Source organism: Janthinobacterium aestuarii (assembly GCF_051380835.1).
Lineage (GTDB): Bacteria > Pseudomonadota > Gammaproteobacteria > Burkholderiales > Burkholderiaceae_D > Janthinobacterium > Janthinobacterium aestuarii.
This window is the reverse complement of the sequence record NZ_JBNYXU010000001.1, coordinates 803,041-825,773: the sequence shown is the minus strand read 5'-3', so window position 1 is coordinate 825,773 and position 22,733 is coordinate 803,041. Positions and strand designations below refer to the sequence as shown.

The 22,733-nt window shown below is 64.2% G+C and carries 19 protein-coding genes; 12 read left to right on the top strand and 7 right to left on the bottom strand.

Annotation, left to right across the window (positions count from 1 at the left end):
- Positions 1-5: 5 nt before the first annotated feature.
- The gene (locus tag ACQ4WO_RS03745; RefSeq protein ID WP_436480278.1) at positions 6-2,873 is read right to left on the bottom strand and encodes a type VI secretion system Vgr family protein; all 2,868 of its coding nucleotides are present in this window, start codon (positions 2,871-2,873) and stop codon (positions 6-8) included.
- A 207-nt stretch (positions 2,874-3,080) separates the two neighbouring features.
- On the opposite strand from ACQ4WO_RS03745, the gene tal reads away from it, so the two are divergent.
- Positions 3,081-4,016 carry a transaldolase gene (tal, locus tag ACQ4WO_RS03740; RefSeq protein ID WP_092710941.1) on the top strand — a complete coding sequence of 312 codons (936 nt, stop codon included), beginning with the start codon at positions 3,081-3,083 and terminating at the stop codon, positions 4,014-4,016.
- Positions 4,017-4,084: 68 nt separating this feature from the next.
- Here the strand turns inward: tal and ACQ4WO_RS03735 are convergent, their stop codons facing one another.
- The gene (locus tag ACQ4WO_RS03735; protein ID WP_436480277.1) at positions 4,085-4,942 is read right to left on the bottom strand and encodes a hypothetical protein; all 858 of its coding nucleotides are present in this window, start codon (positions 4,940-4,942) and stop codon (positions 4,085-4,087) included.
- Positions 4,943-5,111: 169 nt separating this feature from the next.
- On the opposite strand from ACQ4WO_RS03735, the gene ACQ4WO_RS03730 reads away from it, so the two are divergent.
- The 3 genes from ACQ4WO_RS03730 to ACQ4WO_RS03720 all read left to right on the top strand — a co-directional run bounded on the left by ACQ4WO_RS03730 (position 5,112) and on the right by ACQ4WO_RS03720 (position 9,361).
- The gene (locus ACQ4WO_RS03730; protein WP_436480276.1) at positions 5,112-6,203 is read left to right on the top strand and encodes a patatin-like phospholipase family protein; all 1,092 of its coding nucleotides are present in this window, start codon (positions 5,112-5,114) and stop codon (positions 6,201-6,203) included.
- A gap of 122 nt (positions 6,204-6,325) precedes the next feature.
- Positions 6,326-8,044, top strand: coding sequence for a methyl-accepting chemotaxis protein (locus tag ACQ4WO_RS03725; RefSeq protein WP_436480275.1), 1,719 nt, complete (start codon positions 6,326-6,328; stop codon positions 8,042-8,044).
- A gap of 129 nt (positions 8,045-8,173) precedes the next feature.
- Entirely contained in the window at positions 8,174-9,361 is a 1,188-nt protein-coding gene (locus ACQ4WO_RS03720; protein ID WP_436480274.1) for a tetratricopeptide repeat protein, read from the top strand.
- Positions 9,362-9,375: 14 nt separating this feature from the next.
- Here the strand turns inward: ACQ4WO_RS03720 and hemW are convergent, their stop codons facing one another.
- The 3 genes from hemW to rph form a co-directional block, all read right to left on the bottom strand.
- On the bottom strand, positions 9,376-10,650 hold the full coding sequence (hemW, locus tag ACQ4WO_RS03715; RefSeq protein WP_436480273.1) for a radical SAM family heme chaperone HemW: 1,275 nt from the start codon (positions 10,648-10,650) through the stop codon (positions 9,376-9,378).
- Entirely contained in the window at positions 10,647-11,231 is a 585-nt protein-coding gene (gene rdgB / locus ACQ4WO_RS03710; protein ID WP_436480272.1) for an RdgB/HAM1 family non-canonical purine NTP pyrophosphatase, read from the bottom strand. The genes hemW and rdgB overlap by 4 nt, the downstream gene beginning before the upstream one ends.
- Before the next feature lie 138 nt (positions 11,232-11,369).
- Positions 11,370-12,098: a ribonuclease PH gene (gene rph / locus ACQ4WO_RS03705; RefSeq protein ID WP_436480271.1), complete on the bottom strand. Its 729-nt coding sequence runs from the start codon at positions 12,096-12,098 to the stop codon at positions 11,370-11,372.
- Between the two features lie 303 nt (positions 12,099-12,401).
- On the opposite strand from rph, the gene ACQ4WO_RS03700 reads away from it, so the two are divergent.
- From ACQ4WO_RS03700 to ACQ4WO_RS03685, 4 genes are all read left to right on the top strand, one after another.
- Entirely contained in the window at positions 12,402-13,292 is an 891-nt protein-coding gene (locus tag ACQ4WO_RS03700) for a YicC/YloC family endoribonuclease (protein WP_034753986.1), read from the top strand.
- 135 nt (positions 13,293-13,427) lie between these two features.
- Positions 13,428-14,066: a guanylate kinase gene (gmk, locus tag ACQ4WO_RS03695; RefSeq protein WP_080753685.1), complete on the top strand. Its 639-nt coding sequence runs from the start codon at positions 13,428-13,430 to the stop codon at positions 14,064-14,066.
- A gap of 54 nt (positions 14,067-14,120) precedes the next feature.
- Positions 14,121-14,324: a DNA-directed RNA polymerase subunit omega gene (gene rpoZ, locus ACQ4WO_RS03690; RefSeq protein WP_010400723.1), complete on the top strand. Its 204-nt coding sequence runs from the start codon at positions 14,121-14,123 to the stop codon at positions 14,322-14,324.
- An 82-nt stretch (positions 14,325-14,406) separates the two neighbouring features.
- Positions 14,407-16,689 (top strand): RelA/SpoT family protein, encoded by a 2,283-nt coding sequence (locus tag ACQ4WO_RS03685; RefSeq protein WP_436480270.1) that lies wholly within the window; start codon positions 14,407-14,409, stop codon positions 16,687-16,689.
- A gap of 101 nt (positions 16,690-16,790) precedes the next feature.
- Here ACQ4WO_RS03685 and ACQ4WO_RS03680 read toward each other — a convergent pair whose 3' ends face one another.
- Together ACQ4WO_RS03680 and greB are read right to left on the bottom strand one after the other, a co-directional pair.
- Complete coding sequence (locus ACQ4WO_RS03680) at positions 16,791-17,381, bottom strand: transposase (protein ID WP_436480269.1); 591 nt, start codon at positions 17,379-17,381, stop codon at positions 16,791-16,793.
- Positions 17,382-17,452: 71 nt separating this feature from the next.
- A complete protein-coding gene (gene greB / locus ACQ4WO_RS03675) occupies positions 17,453-18,019 on the bottom strand; it encodes a transcription elongation factor GreB (RefSeq protein WP_092710976.1) in 567 nt (188 codons plus the stop codon).
- Between the two features lie 115 nt (positions 18,020-18,134).
- Here greB and ACQ4WO_RS03670 point away from each other — a divergent pair, with 115 nt between their 5' ends.
- The 4 genes from ACQ4WO_RS03670 (at position 18,135) to ACQ4WO_RS03655 (ending at position 22,686) form a co-directional block, all read left to right on the top strand.
- A complete protein-coding gene (locus ACQ4WO_RS03670; protein ID WP_436480268.1) occupies positions 18,135-18,722 on the top strand; it encodes a hypothetical protein in 588 nt (195 codons plus the stop codon).
- A gap of 17 nt (positions 18,723-18,739) precedes the next feature.
- Positions 18,740-20,242: a sensor histidine kinase gene (locus tag ACQ4WO_RS03665; protein ID WP_436480267.1), complete on the top strand. Its 1,503-nt coding sequence runs from the start codon at positions 18,740-18,742 to the stop codon at positions 20,240-20,242.
- A gap of 30 nt (positions 20,243-20,272) precedes the next feature.
- Positions 20,273-20,920 (top strand): response regulator, encoded by a 648-nt coding sequence (locus ACQ4WO_RS03660; protein ID WP_034753998.1) that lies wholly within the window; start codon positions 20,273-20,275, stop codon positions 20,918-20,920.
- Between the two features lie 194 nt (positions 20,921-21,114).
- Positions 21,115-22,686: a diguanylate cyclase gene (locus ACQ4WO_RS03655; RefSeq protein WP_436480637.1), complete on the top strand. Its 1,572-nt coding sequence runs from the start codon at positions 21,115-21,117 to the stop codon at positions 22,684-22,686.
- The last annotated feature ends 47 nt before the right edge of the window (positions 22,687-22,733 follow it).

Genomic DNA, 22,733 nt, shown 5'->3' with positions numbered 1-22,733 from the left:
GCTATTCACTCTTCCACCATAGAAAAAGGCGAACCTGATTCGGCGGCGCTACGCCTGCATCGTTTACATATGGAACGGGAGAATCTGGGCAACGGATAAGCGAGCCTTTCCGGACCGATAAAACTCTTCTTGCCGGCATGCACCGTGATCTTGCCCGGACACTGCACGGTGATGTTGCCGCCCTCGATCGTGATGTTCGCCCCGCCCGCCGTCGACAGGCGGATGCTTTTGGCCGCCGCCCAGTCGATGTGCGAGGCGGCGCTGACGATATTGACTTCCTCGCGCGCCTGCACGTTGAGCACGTCTGCCTGCGCCTCGAACTCGATGGCCTGTTTGGCGGCGATCAATTGCAGGCCGGTATTGTTCTCGCCCGCCTTGACGACGCCGGCCAGCGCGCCGATGGCCTGGCCGCTGTGCACGCGCAGCTGGCCGCCGCCGACGAACTGGGTGTCCTGTCCGCTCATCAGGGCAGCCGTTTCGCCATTCGCCAGCTGGATATCCTGGCTGGCCAGCACGCCCAGGCCGGCGCGGGCGGCGATGGCGATGATGGCATCGCTGCTGTGCGGCAGCTTGCCGTCGCCGGGGCTGGTCGGCTTGCCCGCCGCGTCGCGCCGCGCGGCGGCGGTGCTGTCCTGGCTCAGCATGCCGGAAGCGGTGGTGAGAAAGGCTTGCAGGGGCGCCGCCTTTTCGTCCAGTACGCTGGTGTTCGCCTTGGCCGGGCCCAGGTGGCTGGCATATGCGACCGTCTTGTGCGTGACGGCGGCGGCGCTGAAGGTTTCGCCCAGCTTGGCCGCCTGCTTGAGCAGGATCATGCCTGGCGCATTGTCGCCGGCCGGATCGCGCGCCTGCGCGTCGTGGTTGACGAGGTAGCTGGAAATCAAGAGCCCGGCCCCGGCCCGCACGGCGCCGTAATCGTCGGTGCGCAGTTCGGCGCCCAGGCCGCGCAGGCTGCCCCGGTAATTGTCGGCCGCATGGATCAGGTGGCCAAGACTGAGCGCGCTGGCCGCATGGCTGCTCTTGAGCTCGATGCGCCCTTGCTGGTCCGTATCGTCGAACAGCAGCTGGTTATAGCCAGAGCCAGAGCCGGAGCCGGCGGTACCGAATTCCTTGCTGCGGATGCCCCATTGCGCGGCACCGTTGCGGTGGCCGGCGCTGCCGCCGGCCGCGCCATGCCAGAGCGGGCTGTTGCCGCCCGCCACGTTGCCCTGCGCCGAGGGCGCATGGTCGCGCGCCGGCTCGAACACGCTGGCGTCCGCGGGTTTGTCCGTGACGCCGCCCGGCGTGGGCGCGACGCCGCCCTCGCCTTGCCCGTTGTACAGGGCGCCGACGATGATGGGCCGGTCGATATCGTTTTCCAGGAATTGCACCAGCACTTCCTGGCCGATGCGCGGCAGGAACTGGCTGCCCATGCCGCCGCCGGCCGCGCGCTGCGCCACGCGCACCCAGCACGTGGCGCTGCCGTCAAGTTGCCAGTGGAAACGGATGCGCACCCGGCCCAGCTTGTCGCAATGGATTTCGCTGCCGCCGCTGGCGCTGGTGCCGCCGTCGGCGCCGACGACGATGGCGCTCTGGCTGCCGCAGGCCGTCGGTGTCGGGTGGTGGCGTACATCGTTGTCGCCATGCACAGGACGCCATGGCGTTGCCGCGGCAATCATCTCGATGCAGTTGGCGTAACCGCTGGCTTGCGCCTGGGCGATCGCGGTGGCAAAGTCGGCAAAGCCGTCGCCCAGCCCGGGCATGGCTTCGTCCAGCAGTTCCGGCAGCGGTCCGAACAGTTCTGCCAGCGCCTGCGAGGCGGGCGCCGGCAGGTTGTTGATGCCGATGCTGGCCATCCGGAGCACGACATATTCGGACGCGGCACCATCGGCCTGCGGCAACGGCCCCTGCGTCAGGGTAAAGCGCGTGCCGGCGCGCAGGGTGCGCACGGTCGAGCGCGCTTGCCACAGCTGGGCGCGCGCTTCATGGGCCTGCATCTGCAACTGCGCGTAGCGCTGCGCCTGGGCGGCGCTGGCGTACCAGTACTGGCCCGGCGTATCGTAGCTTTCCAGCACCGGCGCATTCTTGCCGCCGAGCACCGTGTTGGTCGGCACGCTGGCGGCCACGGCCTTTTTCGCCTTGTAGTCATAGCTGAGCACGCTGCTCAGGCCCACCTGCAGGCTGCGCCGCGCGCTCAAGGCCTGCACGCTGTCGCCGGGCTCGCCAACGCGCGCGCCATGAAAGCGCAAGCCGCCGCCTTGCGCGCTGCTGGCGTCCTCGGGCGTGGCGCACGCCTGGCTGCTGTCGGCAAAGACGATCATGGTCTGACCGTCAAACCGCCAGGCCAGCCCTTCTTCCGTCAGCAGCCGGCACACGAAATCGTAGTCCGACTCCCGGTACTGGCAGCAATAGCTGCGCTCGCCCGCTTCCTGCATGAATGACGCCACCTCGTCGCTCCAGCGCCACAGCGCATACGGCGCATAGGCCTGCAATACCTCATCGACGATGGCCGTCACGCTCCGGTCTTGCCAGACGCGGCTGTTGCGCGCCTGCGTCAACAGCCACAGCCATGGGGTGATGCGCAGCCGGTAGCGCGCCAGGCCGCCATTGCTGCCCAGCGTGGCCGCGGCGCTGATGTAGCCGGAAAACTGCGTGCGCGTGCCGTCGGCCAGGCTGATATGCAGGCTGGCCGGCTGGCCCAGCAGGGGCGCCAGCGCCACATGGGCGCTGGTGGACAAGGCGATGATCTCGCGCGCGCCAACTTCCTGCAGCCGTTCATCGGCGGCAAAGGCTTCGACCAGCAAGCCGCTGTCCTGTCCATCATCGCCGATGGACAATGCATACAGGCGTGTCTCGCCGTTGAAGGCGGCTACCGCGCTAACGATATCTTGTGTCAAAAGATGCTCTTCATCTGGAGAGTGGCATCGCACATTGCTTATTAAAACAATGTGCAAAATAAACAAGTCCAGGCAATTATGCGCGAGTTCTCAAAAAAGCAAGATTCAATTGAGCAAGTAATGCGCGGGCAAGCCAATAGTCGGTGCTTCAGGCAGTGAATTCGGTACAATAGCCCGGCAAGCCCATTCACTCTTTCCCGTGCAGCCATGAACCAACTCGAACAACTGAAGCAATTTACTACCGTGGTGGCCGACACCGGCGACTTCCAATCGATCCAGGCTTACACGCCGCGCGATGCGACGACGAATCCGTCGCTGATCCTGAAGGCCGTGCAGAAGGATGAATACAAGCCGCTGCTGGAAAAGGCCGTGCGCGACCATCCGAACGCCTCGACCGCCGAAATCATCGACCGTCTGCTGATCGCCTTTGGCGTGGAAATCCTGCAAACCATCCCCGGCCGCGTCTCCACCGAAGTCGATGCGCGCCTGTCGTTCGACACGGAAGGCACGGTCGCCAAGGGCCGCGACCTGATCGCCCTGTATTCGAACGCGGGCATTCCACGCGAGCGCGTGCTGATCAAGATTGCCTCCACCTGGGAAGGCATCCGCGCCGCCGCCATCCTGGAAAAGGAAGGCATCCGCTGCAACATGACCCTGCTGTTCTCGCTGGCCCAGGCGATCGCCTGCGCCGAAGCGGGCGCCCAGCTCATTTCGCCGTTCGTCGGCCGCATCTACGACTGGTACAAGAAATCGACGGGCATCGACTACATGGGCGCGGAAGATCCGGGCGTGCAATCGGTCCGCCGCATCTACAATTACTACCGCAAGTTCGGCTACAAGACCGAGGTGATGGGCGCGAGCTTCCGCAACACCTCGCAAATTCTCGAACTGGCCGGCTGCGACTTGCTCACCATCAGTCCCGACCTGCTGCAAAAGCTAGCCGACAGCGATGCGCCGGTGGAGCGCAAGCTGAGCGCCGAGGCGGCGCCATCGACCAACGTCGTGCAAATGTCGCTGAACGAAGAAGCGTTCCGCTTCATGATGAATGAAGACGCGATGGCGACGGAGAAACTGGCCGAAGGCATCCGCGCTTTCTGCGTCGATTCCGGCAAGCTGAAACAGATGATCGCGGCACTGCGTTAATTCCGGCTCACGAAAAAAAAGCGGCGTCCGTGCATTGCACGGACGCCGCTTTTTTCATGCCCGTGCGATCAGGAGCAGCGGAACGTGGCCACGCCCTGGTAGTTGGCGCCATTTGCCAAGACCACCTTGTAACCGCCCGTGACGAGGTAGCTCCCCGTACCGCCGTCGCCCAGCGCCAGCAGCATGCCTGAGCTGCCGCCCAGGAAGCCGCCGCTGATGACCGTCATGTCCGGCGTGTTGATCGTGCCCGTGCCGCTGGCCTTGCCGGCGCTGCCGCCGGCCGTGGCATCGACCGTCATGGCCAGTGTGGCGCCTGCCGCGCCGAAGGACAAGGTGGCGCTGCCGCTGGCCGTGCCGAAATAGCCGCCCTGCTGCACGCTGGCGCCGCCCGTATAGCTGGGCGCCGTGAACTTGCCCGCATCGCATTGGAAAGCGCCGGTGAAAGGCAAGGCCGCCACCGTGTTGTAGACGCTGTAATGGGCGCTGGCATTATTGCCGCTCATGACCGTGCTGCCGCTGCTGCGCGTGATGGTGCCGGTGAACCAGCGTCCCTGCGCAAATGCCGCGTCGCCGCTGATGTCGCGCGTGATGGCGGGTGTGCCGTTGAAGCTGGCGCCGGAGATCTCGCTCAGGGCGCCGGAACCGTCTTGCGCAACGCTGCCCAAGGTGCCGTAAGCCTGGCTGGCAACGGCCAACAGCAGGTAGCGCGGGCTCAGTCCTTTCGCAAACGGTGCGCTGACACTGCCCGTGTCGCTGCCGGCGGGCGGCGGGGTGACCGGTGTCACCGGCGGGGCCGGATTGACGGGCTGGGACGGATTCGCGGAGACCTGGGCATCGGAAGAGGAAGAGCCGCCGCCGCAGGCGCTGAGAGTGGCGGCCAGCAAGACTGGCAGAACAAGGCAGGAGGCGCAGATTGGTTTTTTCATGTATCTCTTATCAGTCAAAAAAGGCAAGGACGGCACGCTTGCAAAAGCATCTTTAGTTTTCAAATAATATTGCTTTTTCCTCTCAACTGTCGCACGCCTGCCACCGCCCTCTGGCGCGGCATGACGCGACAATCGCTACAATAAGCATCCGCCACCAGCCGCCACGCGCATGTCCTCCACACTGCCGCTTTCATCCGCCATCACCATCCGCCTGGGCCGCCGCGCCCGGGCGCGCATCGCCGACAACGGGGTGCGCGCCAGCGATATCGCCATCGTCCCTGCCGCCGCAGGCGGGCCGAAAGGCTTGATTCTGCACCAGCTCGATTGCTGGCTGTTCGGCGAGTTCCTGCCGCAGGCGCCGCGCCCGCGCCACTTCGTCGGCGCCTCGATCGGCGCCTGGCGCATGGCCGCCGCCGTGTTTCCCGACCCGGTGGCCGCGCAGCGTCGCCTGGTGCGCGAATACGTGGGCCAGCGCTATCCCGACAAACCCGAGGCGGCGCACGTCAGCCGCACCTGCCGCGCCCTGCTCGACGCCGTCCTCGATGGCCAGGATGCGCAGCTGCTGCGGCACGAGCGCCACAGCCTGTCGGTGCTGGCCGTGCGCGGCATCGGCGCGCTGGCGCAGCCGGGCAAATGGCGCGACCGGCGCGGCTTCCTGCTGGCCGCCGCCGGCAACGCCGTGGCGCGCGCGCGCCTGGCCGCCTCGCTGGAACGCGCCGTGTTCCATGCCGGGCAGGACGGCGCCAGCTGGCTGCGCTCGCGCTTCGACGCCTTTCATTCCCACTTCGTGCCGCTGGCGCAAGACAACCTGCGCGACGCGCTGCTGGCCTCCGGCTCCATCCCGCTGGTGCTCGACGCGGTCACGGACATCGCCGGCGCGCCGCCCGGGCGCTACTGGGACGGCGGCCTGGTCGACTACCATCTGCACCTGCCCTACCAGCGTGAACCGGACCTCGTGCTGTACCCGCATTTTGCCGACCATATCGTGCCGGGCTGGCTGGACAAGGCCATGCCCTGGCGCCGCGCGCGCAGCGGCGATAGCGCACTCGACAACATGATCCTCGTCTCACCGTCGCCCGCCTTCGTGGCCAGCCTGCCCAATGGCAAACTGCCGGACCGGCGCGACTTCTCCCATTACGGCCAGGACCACGCGGCACGCATGCGCGACTGGCGCCGCGCCATCGCGGAAAGCGAGCGCATGGCGGCCGCCTTCGCCCGCTGGGCCGAGCAGCCGGACTTGCGCCAGGCGGGCCATCTGTAGCACGGGCGTAGCTGCAACAGACGCCAACACAAGCGCGCTTTTCCCTCGCCTCTTGGTCACTTCTCAGTGCATACTATGTCGCACAGGCAACCTTTAATCCCTCTGCGACAGGAGCTCCAACCATGCACGCCCTCTCCCACCTTCGTATCGGCACGCGCCTGGCTGCAGGCTTCGCGCTGGTGCTGCTGCTGTCCGTGATCTCCACCTCGTACGCGCTGTACAGCGCCCATGTGAATGCCGAAGCGACGCGGCAAATGATGGAAAAACCGCTGGCCAAGGAACGCCTCGTATCGGACTGGTACGTGCTGATCTATTCGGCCATCGCGCGCACCTCGATGATCGCCAAAAGCACGGATGAAACCCTGTCCAACGTGTTTGCCGACACCATCGCCGACAGCACCAAACAGGGCAGCGAACTGCTGAAGAAAATCGAGGCGCTGCTCGACAGCGATGAGGAAAAAGCCATCTTCAAATCGTCCATCGCCGAGCGCGTCAAGTACCAGGATGCCAAGACCCTGGTGATGAATGCGCGCAAGGCCGGCGACGCGGCGCAGGCGGAAAGCACCTACCGCGACAGCTTCGCGCCGGCCGCCGCCAAATACCAAAACAACGTCAAGGCCCTGCTGTCGCAGCAGCGCCAGGCCATCGACGCCACGGCGCAAGCGATCGAGGCGGCCAACGGGCGCAGCTTCACCTTGCTGCTGACCTTGTGCGTGCTGGTGGTGGCGCTGGGCAGCGTCTGCGCCTGGCTGATCACGCGCTCGATCACGCAGCCGTTGAAGGCCGCCGTGAAAGTGGCGGAAACGGTGGCCGACGGCGACTTGCGCACGCATTTCGGCAAGGCCGCCAGCGATGAAATCGGCGACCTGATGCGCGCGCTGCACGGCATGAACGAGGCGCTGCGCAAGGTGGTGTCGGAAGTGCAGACGGGCACCAATGCGATTGCCACGGCATCGGGCGAAATCGCCGCCGGCAACCAGGATTTGTCGGCCCGCACGGAGCAGCAGGCCAGCTCGCTGGAAGAGACGGCGTCGTCGATGGAAGAATTGACCAGCACCGTCAAGCAGAATGCGGACAATGCGCGCCAGGCCAACCAGATGGCGGTGGCCGCGTCCGGCGTGGCCGAACGGGGCGGCAGCATCGTCAGCCAGGTGGTCGACACCATGGGCGCCATCGATACGGCATCGACAAAAATCGTCGACATCATCGGCGTCATCGACGGCATCGCCTTCCAGACGAATATCCTGGCCTTGAACGCGGCCGTCGAAGCGGCGCGCGCCGGCGAGCAAGGGCGCGGCTTTGCCGTCGTCGCCACGGAAGTGCGCAGCCTGGCGCAGCGCTCGGCCGCGGCGGCGCGCGAAATCAAGACCCTGATCGGCGACTCGGTGGAACAGGTCAACAACGGCACGCGGCTGGTGCAGCAGGCCGGCAGCACCATGGGCGAAGTGGTCGACAGCGTGCGCAGGGTCACCGACATCATGGCCGAGATCACTGCCGCCAGCGCCGAACAAAGCCTGGGCATCGACCAGGTCAACCAGGCCATCGCGCAGATGGACCAGGTGACGCAGCAAAATGCGGCCCTGGTGGAGGAAGCGGCGGCCGCGGCCGAAAGCATGCAGGACCAGGCGGCGCGCCTGGCGCAAGTGGCGGCCGGCTTCCAGCTCGACCACGTGGCCACGGCGGCGCCGGTGCGCGCCGCGCGGCCAGCGTCCACCCAGCTGACCAAGCCGCCGGCCAGGAGCAGCACCGCCAGGCAGCCAGGCATCGCGACCAGGAGCGCGCCCGCTGCGCGCAAGCCCCAGGCGCACGTGGCTGGCGAGCAGGATTGGGAAGAGTTTTAAGACTGGCAACAGGGCCGTCAAAAGGGTTTGACAGCGCCGTGGCGCGCGAGGATACTAGTTTCAGGTGGCATGGCGCACCACCGGCAGCAATACGTGTTGCGCCTGACATCGTTCTGCGGGAGCATGAACATGAAAAGCATCAGCGGCATCAGCGAACAGCTGCGCCTGGGCCTCCTGTCCCCCTTGCTGCTGTGCGCAGCCCTTGCCGGCTGCGCCACGGCGCCCGCCACTCCGCCTCCGCCCGACCTGTTCAACGATGCCAGCTTTGCCGCGCCAACCGTGCCGGTCGATCCGCAGCAGGCGTTTGCCATGAACGACGCCATGCGGCGCTACGTGCGTGTCGATATCGCGCGCGAGGCGCGCACCAAAAATCCCCGCCGCGCGCTCGCCGATGCCCTGCACAACCGGGCCGGGCTGCAGCTGGAATATGATGCCGCCATGACCCGCACGGCGGCACAGGCGTTCGATGCGCGCAGCGGCAATTGCCTGTCGCTGGTGCTGATGACGGCCGCACTGGCCAAGGAAATGGGGCTCAATGTGCACTACCAGGTGGTGCTGGGAGAGGAAAGCTGGAGCCGCAGCAGCGGCATGTATTTCGTCACCGGCCACGTCAATCTCGCGCTGGAACGCCGCGCCATCGGCAATACCGTCGGCTACGAGGCCGATGCCATCCTGCTCATCGACTTCCTGCCTGGCGAAGACCTCACCGGCCAGCGCACGCAGGAAGTGCGCGAAGCAACCATCCTGGCCATGTACCTCAACAATCGCGCCGCCGAAACCATGGCCAGCGGCGAACTCGATCAAGCCTACTGGTATGCGCGCGCCGCCATCCTGCAAGACCCCACGTTTGCGGGCGCCTTCAATACCCTGGGCATCATCCAGCTGCGCCACGGCGACGTTGAGCCGGCGCGGCGCACGCTCGCTTACGCGCTGGAACGTTCGCCATCGAACCCCGTGCTGCTGTCCAACCTGGCGCAAGCACTCGACGGCCTGGGACGCGCGGACGAAGCGCAGCTGCTGCGGCGCAAATTGCTGGCCCTGCAGCCAGAGCCGCCGTTCCACTTTTTCAACCTGGGACAGCGCGCCATGGAAACCGCCGACTACCAGGAAGCGGCACGCCTGTTCAAGCGCGAGATCGCGCGCGACCCCTACTACCATGAATTCCACTTCTGGCTGGCGCAGGCGTATGCGCGCATGGGCCAGATGGCGCAGGCCGGACGCCAGCTGGAACTGGCGATGGACAACAGCACCACGCGCGGCGAGCACGGGCTGTACGCGGCCAAGCTGCAGCGCCTGCGCGCCGCCACCGCGCATTAGCGCATCAGGCAGCGTCAGTCTTCCAGGAACATCTGCTGCAAGTCGTTCAGGAAGCACAACCCCCGTTCCGTCGGGCGGATGACCTGGTGGTCGCGGTACAGCAAGCCTTTCGCTTCGGCCGCATTGAGCGGCTGCTCGATGGCGTTGAGGGCCAGGCCCGTGCGCTCGGCGAACAGGTTCGGCGCAAAGCCCTGCGTCAGGCGCAAGGTATTGAGCATGAATTCAAAACCCATTTCCTCGCGCGCCAGTTCGCGCTCTTCCTGCACCGGGTTGCCGGCCAGTACCGCATCCATGTAGGCGCGCGGCTGCTTGTAGCGGGCCTGACGCAGCACGCGGTGCGGGAACGATATCTTCGAATGCGCACCCGCGCCGATACCCAGGTAGTCGCCGAATTCCCAGTAATTGCGGTTGTGCTTGGCCTGGCGGCCCGGCTGCGCATAGGCCGACACTTCATAGCGACCGTAGCCCGCCTGCGCCGCGCGCGCGGCGACCATGTCGGCGATGTCGGCGCTCTCGTCGTCGTCCGGCAGCACGGGCGGATACTTGGCGAACAGCGTGTTCGGCTCCAGGGTCAGGTGGTACAGCGACAGGTGCGGCGGCGCGAACGACAGCGCCGTTTCCAGGTCCTGCCGCGCCTCGTCCAGCGTCTGCGTGGGCAGCGCGTACATCAGGTCGAGATTGAAATTGTCGAAATTGGCGTGCGCGATCTCCACCGCGCGGCGCGCCTCGTTGTCGTCGTGGATGCGCCCCAGCGCCTGCAAATGGCGGCCACTGAAGCTCTGGATGCCGATCGACAGGCGGTTGATGCCGCTGGCCCGGTAGGACTTGAATTTTTCCGCTTCAAATGTGCCCGGATTGGCTTCCATCGTGATTTCGCAGTCGGGCTCCAGGGGCAGCAGGGTGCGCACGTCCGACATCAAGCGGTCCAGGCCCGCCGCCGACATCAGGCTGGGCGTGCCGCCGCCGATGAAAATCGTGTGGATCTTGCGGCCCCAGATCAGCGGCAGCGCCATTTCCAGGTCCAGCCGCAGGGCTGCCAGGTATTCGGCTTCCGGCAAGTCGCCGCGCACCTCGTGCGAATTGAAATCACAATACGGGCATTTTTTTACGCACCACGGGAAATGGATGTACAGCGACAGCGGCGGCAGGGCCGTCAGGTTCAGCGCGCCCGGCTGCAGGTATTTCAGGGCCGCCCCGGCCGCGCCGGAAATGCCTTCCTGCGGCATGGGCGAAGCTCCGGGCTTGGCTGCTGATTTGGCAACGGCGCCCACCAGTTTGATCGGGATCATCGCAGCTTTTCCACCAGCGCGCGCAGGGCCTGGCCACGGTGCGACAGCGCGTTCTTTTCATCGGACGTCAGTTCGGCCGCGCACTTGCCCAGCGCGGGAACGAAGAAATGCGGATCGTAGCCGAAGCCGCCGTTGCCGCGCGGCGCGGCGATCATCTCGCCGTTCCAGCGACCGTCGGCGATCACCGGCTGCGGGTCGTCCGCATGGCGCACGTACACCAGCACGCAGTAGTAATACGCGGATTTGTCGGCATGCGCCTCGAGGTCGGCGATCAGCTTGGCGCTGTTGGCTGCATCCGATTTCGGCTCGCCCGCATAACGGGCCGAATACACGCCCGGCGCGCCGCCGAGCGCATTGACGCACACGCCGGAATCGTCGGCCAGCGCCGGCAAACCCGTCAGGCGCGACGCGTGGCGCGCCTTTTGCAACGCGTTTTCAACAAAGGTGTGGAACGGCTCGTCGCTTTCCGGGACGTCATACTCGCCCTGGGCGTGGACGGAAAAACCGATGGTCGAGAGCAGCTCGTTGAATTCCTTGAGCTTGCCGGCGTTGTTGGAGGCGAGGATGAGGCGTTGGGTCATGTCAGTAGTCCGGTTGAAGTGCCGACATTGTAAACCTTTTGCGCTCCCCTCACCTTGGCCCACCGCCACGCTCGACAGCGGCAAAAGCGGGCTTGTTGCCCGGCGCGGCGGGCGGCGATGTGTAAATCTGTGTAAAGATCAGATCCCCAAAGCCTGCTTCTGCATGGCGACCAGATCGGCGATGCCGCCCTGCGCCAGGTCCAGCAGGCGGTTCATGCCGGCGCGGTCGAACGCGGCGCCTTCGGCCGTGCCCTGCACTTCGATGAAGTGGCCCGCTTCCGTCATCACCACGTTCATGTCCGTGTCGCAGCCCGAGTCTTCCACGTAGTCGAGGTCCAGCACCGGCATGCCATGGTAGACGCCCACCGAGATGGCGGCGACAAAGCTTTTCACGGGGATGGCGGCGATCGCACCGCGTGCCTGCAGCTGGGAAAACGCGTCATACGCGGCCACCATGGCGCCCGTGATCGAGGCCGTGCGCGTGCCACCGTCGGCCTGGATCACGTCGCAATCGAGGTGCAAGGTGCGTTCGCCGAATGCCTGCAAATCGAAGGCGGCGCGCAGCGAGCGGCCGATCAGGCGCTGGATTTCCTGCGTGCGGCCCGACTGCTTGCCGCGCGCCGCTTCGCGGTCCATGCGCGTATGCGTCGAGCGGGGCAGCATGCCGTACTCGGCCGTCAACCAGCCCTGGCCCTTGCCCTTCAGGAAACCCGGCACCTTGTCTTCGATGCTGGCGGTGCAGATGACCTTGGTGTCGCCGCACTCGATCAGCACCGAGCCTTCGGCATGCTTGGTGTACTGGCGGGTGATGCGGATGGCGCGCAGCGCATCGACGGCGCGGCCGCTCGGGCGGGATTCGAATGTCATGGGGGATGTCCTGTGTGATTGGGGTTGCGGCAGCGATTCTACCACCGCGCGCCCGTCTATTTGCGGCCATGCAACAGCGCAAGGCGCAATGGCGGGCGGCGCACACATGATCCATACAATCCTGCCCCGCCAAACACAATTTTCTTTACAATGCCGTAAAACGCACACTATTCAGCAATTTTCAGGCCATAGGGCACTTCGGTCCTGTTTTGCGGCGCGGGCGGTATTGCCTGCGCTGGCTGATTAAGTGTATAAGTGACTGTATACAAGACCAAATCGGGGAATCCTTTGAGCATTTCAAGCATGACAGGCTACGCGGTTGCCACCAGCGAAGGTGCTGCAGGCACACTGACAATTGAAATCAAGAGCGTCAACTCGCGCTTTCTCGACCTGCAATTCCGGATCAACGACGATCTGCGGGCCCTGGAGCCTGATTTGCGCGCCGCCGTCATGTCCGCCATCACGCGCGGCAAAGTCGAGGTACGCCTGAGCTTTGGCCGCAAGGCCGCGACGGCCGGCACGCAGGCGCTGAACCTGCCCCTGCTGACCGAACTGGCGCGCCTGCAAAACGAAGTGGGCCAGCATTTTGTCTCCGCCCCCGTCATGACGGTGGCCGAACTGCTGCGCTGGCCTGGCGTCATCGAAGAAGCGCAAGTGGGGCAGGAATCCTTGCAGGCGGACGTGGGCGCGCTGACCAAGCGCACCGTGGCCGCCTTCGTCGACAGCCGCAAGCGCGAAGGCGCGGCGCTCGAAGCCGTGCTCGTGTCGCGCATCGAGGCGATGGAAGCCATCGTCAAGCGCATCACGCCATTGATACCGCAAGTGGTGGCGGCTTTCCAGCAAAAAGCCATCGAACGCATGCAGGACGCGCTGGGTCTGGCCAGCCAGGGCTCGAATTCGGCCCTGTCGCGCCAGGACGCCATGGAACGCATCCGCCAGGAAGTGATCTTGTACGGCATCCGCATCGACGTATCGGAAGAACTGGCGCGCCTGTCGGCCCACCTGGGCGAAACGCGCCACATCCTCACCAAGGGCGGCCAAGTGGGCAAGCGCCTCGACTTCATGATGCAGGAACTCAATCGCGAAGCCAATACCTTGGGCGCCAAGGCGTCCGTCAAGGAACTGGCCGACGCCTCGATGGACTTGAAGCTGCTGATCGAGCAGATGCGCGAACAGGTGCAGAACCTGGAGTAAGCGTCAGCCTGGCCAGGCATCATCCATGCCGGCCGCTTTGGGACTGGCTCGCCGCCTTGCCTCTTGGTAAAATACCGGATTGGGCGCCGCTTGCGCGAGCATCGGCGCCAACAACACGATTATTGAAAGATCCGCATGAGCCACCCTACCGCCTTCTCCGGCAGCCTGTTCGTGGTTGCCGCGCCATCGGGCGCCGGCAAATCGACACTGGTCAACGCATTGCTGGCGCAAGAGCCCGGCATCAAATTGTCGATCTCGACCACCACGCGCGCGCCCCGTCCGGGCGAGCAGCATGGCCGCGAGTACTATTTCACGACGGCGGAAGACTTTGTCGCGCGCGCCGACCAGGGCGAATTCCTGGAATGGGCGGAAGTGCATGGCAATTACTACGGCACCTCGCGCATCATGGTGGAACAGCAAATGGCCGCCGGCACCGACATCCTGCTGGAAATCGACTGGCAGGGCGCGCGCCAAGTGCGCAAGCAATTTCCCCGCGCGGCCGGCATTTTCATCCTGCCGCCGTCGATCGATGCGCTGGAAGAACGCTTGAACAAGCGCGGCCAGGACGAGCCGCACGTGATCACGCGCCGCCTGCTGGCGGCCGGCGGCGAAATCGCACACGCTCCCGAGTTCGAGTATGTTATTATCAATGAAGAGTTTACGGTCGCTTTGTCCGAACTGAGCGCGATCGTGAGAGCGGCCCGTTGCCGGTTTGCGCAACAAGCGGCCCGCAACGCATCGCTATTCGCCCAGCTGGGCCTGCACGCAGAATAATCGTCTCTGCACGCCAGTTCACACAGCACCACGCACACAAATTTAGGAGTTACTATGGCCCGTATCACAATCGAAGATTGCCTGAAGCAGATCCCTAACCGTTTCCAGCTGACCCTGGCTGCGACCTATCGCGCACGTCAGTTGTTGCAAGGCCACACCCCCAAGGTGGAAGCCAAGGACAAGCCTACCGTTGTCGCACTGCGTGAAATCGCTGCCGGTAAAGTCGGCATCGAAATGCTGAAAAAGGTCCCGATGTAATTGGGAACCCGCGTGCCGGAACAGTGCTGACCCCTGGTTCTACCGTATCCTTTATTCACACTGTGAAGCAACGCGACGTTTTATGAGTCTGACCCCAGCCGACACGACTTCCGCAGCACTGCCGCCCCTGGCCCCGCGCCAGGCGGCAAAATCGCAGGGCGCTTCCGCGCCCGGCACCGGCACGTCCGGCAGCAATACCCCCGCAGTACCGCCAGCGCCCGCCCTCGGCGTGGCCTCCGTCAGCCATCTGGCCGACAAGCTGGCCGAATACCTTTCCCCTGCCGACCTGAAAAAAGTCAAGGAAGCCTACCGCTTCTCCGACGAAATGCACCTGGGCCAGATGCGCCGCTCGGGCGAGCCGTATATCTCGCATCCGATCGCCGTCGCCGAAATCTGCGCCGACTGGAAGCTCGACGCGCAAGCCATCATGGCCGCCCTGCTGCATGACGTGATGGAAGACCAGGACGTCAAGAAGGATGAATTGATCGAACGCTTCGGCGCACCGGTCGCGCACCTGGTCGACGGCCTGTCGAAGCTGGAAAAGATCGAATTCCAGAGCCAGATCGAAGCGCAGGCGGAAAACTTCCGCAAGATGCTGCTGGCCATGGCGTCCGACGTGCGCGTGATCCTCATCAAGCTGGCCGACCGCCTGCACAATATGCGCACCCTGGACTTCATGACGGCGGCGAAAAAGCGCCGCATCGCCAGCGAGACCATGGAAGTGTACGTGCCGATCGCGCACCGCCTCGGCCTGAACAACATCTACCACGAGCTGCAGGACCTGTCGTTCTCGCACCTGTACCCGATGCGCTACCGCACCCTGGCGAAAGCCGTCAAGGCGGCGCGCGGCAACCGGCGTGAAGTGGTCAACAAGATCATGGAAGCGGTGAAAAGCACCTTGTCCATGGCCGATCTCGAGGCCGACGTCACGGGCCGCGAAAAGACCTTGTACGACATCTATAAAAAGATGCGCAGCAAGCATTTGTCGTTCTCGCAAGTGCTGGACGTGTACGGCTTCCGCGTGGTGGTGGGCAGCTTTGCCGACTGTTACGTGACCCTGGGCACCCTGCACAGCCTGTACAAGCCCATGCCGGGCAAGTTCAAGGATTACATCGCGATCCGCAAGCTGAACGGCTACCAGTCGCTGCACACGACCGTCATCGGCCCGTACGGCACGCCCGTCGAATTCCAGATCCGCACGCAGGAAATGCACCGCACGGCCGAATCGGGCGTGGCGGCGCATTGGCTCTACAAGAGCGGCGAATCGAACCCGTCCGACCTGCAGCAGCGCACGCATGCCTGGCTGCAATCCCTGCTCGACATCCAGCAGCAGACGGGCGACTCGGCCGAATTCCTCGAACACGTCAAGGTCGACCTGTTCCCCGATTCCGTCTACGTGTTTACGCCGAAGTCGAAGATCATCGCCCTGCCGCGCGGCGCCACGGCCATCGACTTCGCCTATTCGATCCACACGGGCATCGGCGACCAGACCGTGGCCGTCAAGATCAACAACGAAACCTCGCCCCTGCGCACCGAGCTGCACAATGGCGACATCGTGGAAATCATCACCGATTCTTCGTCGCGCCCCAGCCCGACGTGGCTGTCGTTCGTGCGCACCGGCAAGGCCCGTTCGGCCATCCGCCACCATCTGCGCACGATCAACCTGCCCGAATCAATCGCCCTGGGCCAGCAGCTGCTGTCGCAGGCGCTGCACACCCTGAACATCGACGCCGACCTGCAAGCACCACTGGTCGAACGCCTGCTCAACGAATCGAGCGCCAATTCCATGGACGAGCTGTACGCGGACATCGGCATCGGCAAGCGCATGGCCACCCTGGTGGCGCGCCACATCTTCGGCCTGATCGGCGGCGAAGCGGCCAGCATGCCGGTGGAACACAATAGCGGTAGCGAACTCGACCCCGTCACCATCTGCGGCAGCGAAGGCGTCTCCGTGCAACTGGCGCCATGCTGTTTGCCGATCCCGGGCGACCAGATCATCGGCCAGCTGCGCCGCGACCAGGGCTTGCTCGTGCACACGAGCGACTGCTCGCAAGCGAAACGCCAGCGCGCCAAGGAACCGGACCGCTGGATTGCCGTGCGCTGGGGAACCGAACTGAACCGCCGCTTCGACTGCCGCATCAAAGTGCTGATCAACAGCGAACGGGGCATCCTCGCCCGCGTGGCCGCCGAAATCGGCGAATCCGACGCCAACATCATCTATGTGGGCATGGACGAAGACAAGGACAACGTCCTCGACCAGCTGCGCTTCACCGTGCAAGTCAAGGACCGGGTCCACCTGGCCGCCCTGCTGCGCAATGTGCGGCGGGTAGCCGGGGTCAACCGCATCCTGCGCGAGCGTAACTAGCCTTGGGGTCAGACCCGCCGGGTCTGACCCCAAGCTTACGCCTGCGGCTGATCTCCGCGTTCTGCAACATGTCGTAAAAAATCCTGATCACCAAGTGCAAATTAGGCATTGATACTGGCACGCAACTGACTCAAATCTCTCAACGACCAATCCCGTTGAAAAAGTTCGCGATAGGCAGCCTGTGCTTCCACCTGACTTCTCCCCAAACGCCAATACAGCGGATGTGCAGTCACCGGGCTATCATGCTCGCCACACGCGTTACAACGATAGCTGGACCAACGATACGCTCCTGGCAAGTCAACCATCCCAGCACGAACCGGATCGAGTTCGATATCACGCTGACAAACCAGCAGGTATAACGCATCTTGCACCAGGCAAGACTTATAACGGCCATCCCATATGCTTCCAGTCCTTCCGTAACGCCAATTGAAGTATTGCGCATACCGCTGCGCCAGCGATTTCATTAAACCAGAGGGAATAGTGGAAGTGTCTGCTGACAACAGCAAATGCACATGATTAGTCATGAGTACATAAGCATGGATTCTGCATGGATTCGCTTTCAACGCCTGGCTCAAATAAGACAAATATCGCAGGTAATCATCGGCATCAAGGAAACATGCTTGCCTGTCCGCCCCTCGCTGCACTACATGCAAGGGCATTCCAGGCAAAAACAAGCGCGCGGTGCGAGCCATGGCAGCTCCTCACAAAAAAGGAGCCTTCATTTTGGCGGAACACGCCGCTTGCCACCCTGCGTCACCGCAAACTACCCCTCCCCCGGCGCAGGATACGTCACTTCCAGCAACTCCAGTTCCTGCTCGCCCAGCGGCGTGTTGAGGGTGATCACGTCGCCTTCGCGTGCCTTGGTGATGGTGCGGGCCATGGGCGAGACCCAGCTGATCTTGCCGTTCAGGGGGTCGAATTCGTCGATGCCGACGATGGTGATGGTGTGCGTTTCGCCGTCGCTGGTGCGGTAAGTTACCGTGGCGCCGAAGAAGACCTGGTCGTTGCCATGGTGCACGCTGGGGTCGACGATGGCGGCCAGGTCCATGCGTTTGGTGAGAAAGCGGATGCGGCGGTCGATTTCGCGCAGTCGCCGCTTGCCGTAGATATAGTCGCCATTTTCCGAACGGTCGCCATTCGACGCCGCCCAATGGACGATGCGCACCACTTCCGGACGGTCGACGTCGATCAGCTGCAGCAGCTCGTCCTTGATGCGCTGGTAACCGGCCGGCGTGATGTAGTTCTTGGCGCCGGCGGGAATGGCCAGCGCCAGCGCGGCCGCTTCTTCATCGTCGTCGTTGTCGGATTCTTTTACAAAGGCTTTATTCATCTGTCTATTGTAGCCCCGCCAGGGAGCCACGGGCACACGGGATGCGGGGGCAAGCGGGCTTTTTTGACGTATCATCGTGGCAATCGCGGCAAACCTGCGCCGCACACGGAGACGGATGAAAAAATTCTACAGAGTCAGGCGCTGGCTGTTCGCGCCGCTGGTCTACCTGGCCGCCATCTTCCTGCTGATCGAGGAATGGCTGTGGGCGACCGGGGCCCGCATCATGCAGGTGATCGCGCAATTTCCGCCCCTGCATGCGCTCGAAGCGTGGATCAGGCGCCTGCCGCCGTACTGGGCGCTGGCCATCTTCGTGCTGCCGGCCGTGCTGCTGTTTCCCGTCAAGCTGCTGGCCCTGCTGGCGATCGCGCGCGGCCATGCGTTTTCCGGCATCGGCGTGATCGTCATCGCCAAGCTGGGCGGCGCGGCCGCCGTGGCGCGCCTCTACAGCCTGACGCGCCCTACCCTGTTGAATTTGCCGTGGTTTGCGCGCTGGCATGGCTTGTTTATGGAAACCAAGGACCGCTGGATCGCCCGCCTGCGCGCCACGCGTCCATGGCGCCGAGTCAGCCGGCTGTCGGCCGCGCTGGGCCGCGCCCGCCGTGCCTGGTGGCAGCGCTTGCGCAAAGGCACGCCAGGGCGCCATAATTCCCGCCCTGCCAGGGTGCTGCGCCGCTTCGCCGCCTTCTGGCGCGCCCGCCGCTGATGAAGAAAGCCAACGCCATGCACGACACTCCCCGGCTGGCGCCCGCCATGCGCGCGGCGGCGCCGGAAATCTACCTGTACGATACGGCCAGCTTGCAATTGCTGGACGCCAACGATGCCGCCTGCGACAACTTGCAGTACGCGCGCAAGGAATTGCTGGCGATGACGCCCTTCACGCTGGCGCCGCAACTCGACGCGCAGCAGCTGACTGCCGTGCTGGCCACCCTGGACGACAGTATCGGCGCGCAAGCCCGGCTGCACGTGCAGCAGCGCCGCCGCGATGGCAGCCTGTATTCGCTCAGCCTGCAGTTGTCGCGCGCCAACCGCCACGGCCGCGCCCTGATCCTGGCCGAGGGCGAAGACTTGCGCACGCCGCAGGCGACGGCCGCCGCCCTGGCGCAAGTGCAGTCGCGCTTCAACGCCATCGTCTCGAATACGCCGGGCCTCGTGTACCAGTTCTGCCTGCATGCGGATGGCCGCGCCGCATTCCCCTACCTGAGCGACGGTTGCCAGGCCTTGCTGGGCCTGAGCCCGGCACTGCTGCACGCGCGCCCGGAACTGTTTTATCAATTGATCCTGGCCGACGACCGCGCCTCGTATCTGGAATCGATGCAGGCGTCGAAAAACGCCTTGTGGAGCTGGAACTGGGAAGGCCGCATCTGGATCGATGCCTGGAAGGACGTCAAATGGATCAACCTGCGCTCCACGCCGCGCGCGCTGGCCGACGGCACGGTGCAGTGGGAAGGCATCATGACGAATATCACGGAAAGCCGGCTCGAGCAGATCGAAGTGCGCCAGTCGCGCGCCCGCCTGGCCGAGCTGACTGCGCATATCGACAAGGTCAAGGAGCACGAACGCACGCGCCTGGCGCGCGAACTGCACGATGACCTGGGCGGCAATTTGACGGCCATCAAGATGGCCTTGGCCATGCTGGCGCGCCGCCTGCCGCCGGACGACCTGCAGTTGCAGGAAAAGGCCGACTATGTCGACGCCCTGGTCGACCGCAGCATCGATGCCGTGCACCGCATTTCGCTGGACTTGCGCCCGTCCATGCTGGACCTTGGCCTGGTCGCCGCGCTGGACTGGCAAGTCAAGGAATTCGCGCGCCAGGCCGGCATCGAGTGCCAGTTCATTTCGAACCGCCAGCACATCGAACTGGAGCTGGACCAGGCAACGAGCCTGTTCCGCATCGCCCAGGAAGCGCTGACGAATATCGCCAAGCATGCGCAGGCGAGCAAGGTCAGCGTGCGCCTGGCCCGGCAGCGCCAGCATATCAGCCTGTCGATCGCCGACAATGGCGTCGGCATGCGCCTGTCCGACCGTGCCAAGCCGCAATCGTTCGGCATCCGCGGCATGGCAGAACGGGCCAGCGCGCTGGGCGGCACCCTGAGCCTGATGGATGGGCCGGGCGGCGGCACCATCCTGAGCATAAAAATCCGGCTGACCACGGCGCGAGAGGCGATAATAGCGGCTGCAGCCAGTGCGCCAGCGCACAGCGGGCCGCCGCCAGACGCGGCCTAGTGGGTGAATCAGATAGGAAACAACGCAGTCATGAAAGAAAAAGCCACCATCCGGGTATTCATCGCCGACGATCATGCGATCGTGCGCGAAGGCTTGAAGCAAATCCTCGCCGATACGAAGGACATCATCGTGGCCGGCGAAGCCGAAAATGGCCACGACGCCATCAAACTGTTCCGTGGCTCGAAATGCCAGGTGTTGCTGCTAGACATCTCCCTGCCCGACCGCAGCGGCATCGAGGTGCTCAAGCAGATCAAGAAGGAAAAGCCGGAACTGGCCGTGCTGATGCTGTCCATGCACCGCGAGGACCAGTACGCCATCCGTTCGCTCAAGGCGGGCGCGGCCGGCTACCTGACGAAACAGAGTGCGCCGCGCGAACTGGTCACGGCCATCCGCCAGGTGGCGCAGGGCCTGAAATACATCAGCGCCTCGCTGGCGCAGGAACTGGCCAACACGGTGGGCGAAGACCACGAAACGGCCTTGCACGACACCTTGTCTGACCGCGAATACCAGACCCTGGTCATGATTGCCTCGGGCAAGGCGGTAGGCGCCATCGCCGAGGAGCTGAAATTGTCCGTGAAAACCGTCAGCGAATACCGTGCCCGCTTGCTGGTCAAGATGAAACTCAAGAATAGCGCCGAACTGACGCACTACGCCATCCGCAACCAGCTGGTGGATTGACGCAAAGCGGCATGCCCGCTGGCATCGGGCGAATTGGCAGGACTTCTCCTTGCTTCTCGCACAATAAGTTCTTTGCCAACTCGCATATCATGAGGATAATGAGAAATATCTGAAAAGGCTGTGCCTACATGTCCAGTAAATTGCCATCTTCTCCAGCAAGCGCTCCCGCTGGCGCCACGAATACCGCCGCCGCGATGAACCCGGCCGATATCGCCCGCGAAGCGTTTCGCCGCCTGGCCACGCGCCGCATCGCCCCGACACCGAGCGCCTACCGCGATATCTACAATGAAATCGCCGGCATCAGCGAACCGGCGGACAGCGCTGGGGCGCCGGGTGCCGTGCTGGCAGCGAGCGCACCCACGGAGAGTGGCGCGGAAAACGTCCTGACGCAATTCGCCGCCAAGATGAGCGAATCGGCGGGCGAACTGGGCGACTTTGGCAAGCGTTTCCAGCGCGCACTGAAAGCGCGCGACTGGGACAGCTATGCGCGCACCCTGGCGCAGCTGGCGGAGAAACAGGTCAAGAAAGGCGGCGGCATCGAATTGCCGCCCCTGCCGGACGGCGAACAGACGCGCACCCTGCGAGAATTGCTCAGCCGCACCCTCGGCTTTGCCGTCGCCACCTTGCTGACGGGCACGCCCGCGCTGGTGGAAGAGGCCGAATCGCTGGGCGCGGCCATCAAGCAAGCCCATACGGAAGAAGCGCTGAACGAAGCGGCCCTGCGCCTGAAACAGCTGTGCTACCAGATCGAACTGAAAAGCGGCGACACGGCCGAGCAGCAAGAATTGCTGCTGCGCCTGTTCAAGTTGCTGCTCGATAACGTCAGCCAGTTGCTCGACGACGACAGCTGGCTGCGCGGCCAGGTCGATGCCGTGCAAAACCTGATCGCCGGCCCGCTCGACCAGCGCGCGCTGGAAGACGCCACGCGCAGCCTGAAGGAAGTCATCTACAAGCAAAGCCAGCTCAAGCACAGCCTGTCCGACGTCAAGCTGACGGTCAAGAACATGATGATGACCTTCATCGACCGCCTGGGCCAAGTGGCGGCCAGCACGGGCGACTTCCATGAAAAGATCGGCGGCTATTCGGAAAAGATCAGCCAGGCGGAAAATATCAGCGAACTGAACAGCGTTCTCGACGAAGTCTTGCGCGAAACGCGCATGGTGCAGAACGAGGCCTTGCGCGCACGCGACAAAATGGTGCTGGCGCGCCAGGAAGTGCAGGATGCGGAACAGCGCATTCACACCCTGGAAGCGAAGCTCCAGCATATGAGCGAACTGGTGCGGGAAGACCAGTTGACGGGCAGCCTGAACCGCCGTGGCCTGGATGACGTGTTCGAGCGCGAGACGGCCCGCGCCGACCGCCGCGGCACGCCGCTGTGCATCGCCATGCTGGACCTCGATGACTTTAAGCGCCTGAACGACACCTACGGCCATCTGGCCGGCGATGCGGCGCTAAAACACCTGGTAAAAATCGTCAAGGAAACCCTGCGCTCGATGGACGTCATCGCCCGCTTCGGCGGCGAGGAATTCCTCATCCTGCTGCCGGAAACGACGGTCGAGGCGGCCTCGTCGACGATGACACGCTTGCAGCGCGAGCTGACCCGGCATTTCTTCCTGCACGACAACGAAAAAGTCTTGATCACCTTCTCCGCCGGCGTAGCCCTGCGCCTGCCCAATGAAGATCAGGCCGAGCTGGTCAAGCGCGCCGACCGCGCCATGTACCAGGCCAAGCAGACGGGCAAGAACCGGGTGGTGGTGGCGGACTGAACCACTACATACGGTACGCGCCAACGAAAATGCCGCTCATCGAGCGG